Here is a 3,007-nt window from a genome sequence, read left to right on the forward strand (position 1 = left end):
GATACCTACCCTGTGTAGTCCCTTGTAAACTGTACTTTCCTCCTCACGAAATACTTCGGTCAGCGATTCTACAAAACCGATTGAGAATATCTTTAATGCTTTCGGTGAGCCCATCAGCCACCAAACGGGGTCTGGCAGGGTCTTTCTAAGCTGGTCATACTGCAACGACAGAAAAAGATAGATACCCTTATAGTCCTTTCGTCCCAACAGTTCATCAAAAGAGGCCAGCACAGCCCCAACAGTCGATTTTGTATAGCTGTCACACAGATTGTAGTAGAACTGTGCTGCATAGATCCTTGTGAATAGGCGCATATTCTCTATGTTGATTTCCCCATCTCTTTTGACGATCCCCATCTGATAAAGCCTGCTGAGCAGTGGACCATTCATGGGAAGGGAAGTGGAGGGTGTTTCTGCTACTGTCATTTTGATCCATCCTCTCGTTGTAAATTGTGAAATGGGCAAAAAGAAAGGGCTGATGGCGGGTTAGGCCATCATGCCCTAGCTTTTTATGCAGATGATGTGTTTTTTTCTGACTGAAAGTAAAAATCAAGAGCTTTTTCTACAACTTCAGAGATTTCTTTTTGAGATGCGCCTTCCGAAAAATACTTCCCACAGCTTCTGGGAAGCCGGACGGACAGCCGGTCCCGATCCGGCTTCGCCGGCTTCTCACAGGTCAGAAGTTCTAAAATGCGCTGTTGATCCAGTTTCCCATGTTCAAACTCTTCCCGGAGCAGTTTGGCCTTACCTTTGGACACGGTTGCGCCATGCTGGGAAATTGTGTAGTGGATGCAGGCTTGCAGGGTGGAGTTCTCAATAAAGCTGATTTCATAGGCAGCCAGCTGCCCAATCTTTTTGCTCTCATCCAGCAAAAGGAGTAGTGGACGGTACAGGGTGGCAAGACGGCAATACCTGGAGATTTTATCTCTAGTCAGTTCGTACTCTTCTGCAACCTTGGCATCCGTGTGCAACTTCTCCTGACTGTCAGGAGAAGTTGCGCCATCGTCCTCCGCTCTTGCCATGAGGAGATCCGTCCGCCGGCCCTGCTGCTTCATAACATTGTAGTGGGCCGCGACACACAGCACTCGCTGAGAAAAACGCAAATCGGACAACGATCTCTGCTGAAAATTCATTTCAAAGAACAGGTCTTCCGCCATCTTGGGCGTCAGGTCCGTGCGGATGACCGCGGAGACTGTGGTGAGCCCAGCGAGCTTTGACGCGTTGACCCGGTTATGTCCGCTGATGATGACGTGCCGACCATCTGATGTTTTCCAGACTAGAATAGGCGTTTGCACACCATGCTTTTGGATGCTGGAGATCATACCGGACAAGCGAGCCCCGGTATAGAGGGGGAAGTGTTCCTCATGATTTGGATACCCCTCCAAAAGATCCAGTGGAAGGCTCTCCGTGATGGAGGCGCTGGTTTCAGGCTGTTCTCCGGGCTTGACAGGGAAATTGATCATATCCGCAAAGGTCTGAAACTGGATTTTAGGCTGGCCATCCTTAACCCGCATCTCCCATCAGCTCCTTCAAAAAATCTTCGTATGCGACAGCCGCAGGATTTTTGGGTCGGTATTCACAAATCGTCTGCTGATAGCCGCTGGCCTCCGCCACCTTAACGGAGCGTGGAATCCGCGTGTTAAAAATGCGGATTTGATTCCCGATTGTCCGCTCCAGTTCCTGGGTGATCTGAGTGGAAAGGTTGGTATTTCCCTGATTCATAGTAATCAGGATTCCGGCAATCTCCAGCTTTGGATTTGCATGTTGGCGAATTTGCTGGAAATTCCGGATAAATTTCATGCTGCCAATAGCAGAGTAGTACTCAGCCTGGGTCGGGATTACAACGCTGTCGGCACACACCATGACGTTCAGCATGCTGGTATCAAAGTTCGGCATACAGTCAATGATGATGTAATCATAGCTCGGTGAGATCTGGCTGATATACTCTTTTAAGATATATTCACGGAAATCTACGTTACTCAAATTGCGCTCCAGAGTAGAAATTTCCTCATTGGAGGGCACCAGGTCTACGCCGTGGTAGGAATACATATAGCTGGATGGACTCGGAAGCGGTTCTCCAGTGATGACCTGCTTCACGAGAGACAGGATGGTAGTTTGGAGCTTATCCGGATTTGGCACTCCGTAGGCCAGGGAGGAATCTCCCTGGCTATCTAAGTCGATCAGGGCGGTATGTTTGCCGCGCCGGGCCAACAGATAGGCCAGTGTAGTGGCTGTAGTCGTTTTTCCACAGCCGCCCTTCTTATTATAAACAGCGATAACTTTCGCCACAGAAAGCACCCCTTTTCACAATCATACAGCACCGTCCACCTGGCGGTGTACGATAGCTTCAGGCTTATTCGAGATGGGCGCTGGGCCCGCGTGTAATGGCGGCAAGTCTAACAGGTTTCTAACATTTCTCGATTTTTTCGCAAAATCCGGTTGTCCTACAACCAGAAGGGATTTCCTTCCAGAACCTTGACGGTTGCCCTTTTCCCCAGTAAAATCAATGGGTAGCAGGGTGTCAATACGGTAATGGAATGGGCTTACTAACACGTCTGTGCTGTAAATGGGGTTCAAGAGGCCGCTGGTTCGAATCCAGTCACTCGGACCAAAGAGCACTTGCTTGTAAAAGCAAGTGCTCTTTACTTTTTTCAATGTGTCCTGGGGACAGGCATCTTCTTGCGGCGGCGGAGCCGTAAAACCCGCCGCCGGATGGTCCCCGCAAGGGCGGCCATCCCGGCGGTTCGAATCCGGTCACTGGGTAGTGTGTTCGGCTCTATCATTTTATTGAGAATGTTATCTGACAAACAGGGGCAGGGAGCAAAAGTCCTGTCCTTGTTTTGTTGGCCTTTCCATTGTATACTTTCTGTAAGAGCATATAATAAATCTAACTGCGGGAGCAAGTAGTCATGACGAAAAAGATGATAATTATTGTATTGCCAGTAGTAGCATTTATAGGTGTTCTACTTTTTGTGGTACTTAAAGAAAATCAGAAAGGTTACTATGATGC

Annotated in this window: 3 protein-coding genes; all 3 read right to left on the reverse strand. The window is 48.8% G+C overall.

Annotated features, from left to right (window positions below; translation table 11 throughout):
* Nucleotides 1-423, reverse strand: a 423-nt coding sequence (locus tag Q0Y09_RS09745) for a hypothetical protein (RefSeq protein ID WP_297720873.1), incomplete at its 3' end; no start/stop codon positions are given.
* An 83-nt stretch (nucleotides 424-506) separates the two neighbouring features.
* The gene (locus tag Q0Y09_RS09750; protein WP_297720875.1) at nucleotides 507-1,511 is read right to left on the reverse strand and encodes a ParB N-terminal domain-containing protein; all 1,005 of its coding nucleotides are present in this window, start codon (nucleotides 1,509-1,511) and stop codon (nucleotides 507-509) included.
* The gene (locus Q0Y09_RS09755; protein WP_297720878.1) at nucleotides 1,501-2,286 is read right to left on the reverse strand and encodes a ParA family protein; all 786 of its coding nucleotides are present in this window, start codon (nucleotides 2,284-2,286) and stop codon (nucleotides 1,501-1,503) included. The genes Q0Y09_RS09750 and Q0Y09_RS09755 overlap by 11 nt, the downstream gene beginning before the upstream one ends.
* Between the last annotated feature and the right edge of the window lie 721 nt (nucleotides 2,287-3,007).

The organism is Intestinimonas sp., from assembly GCF_026169115.1.
Taxonomy (GTDB): domain Bacteria; phylum Bacillota; class Clostridia; order Oscillospirales; family Oscillospiraceae; genus Intestinimonas.

What these genes read in the sequence shown, in the direction of transcription:
- Q0Y09_RS09750 (WP_297720875.1), bottom strand. Translation starts at nt 1,511, where the DNA reads ATGCGGGTTAAGGATGGCCAGCCTAAAATCCAGTTTCAGACCTTTGCG.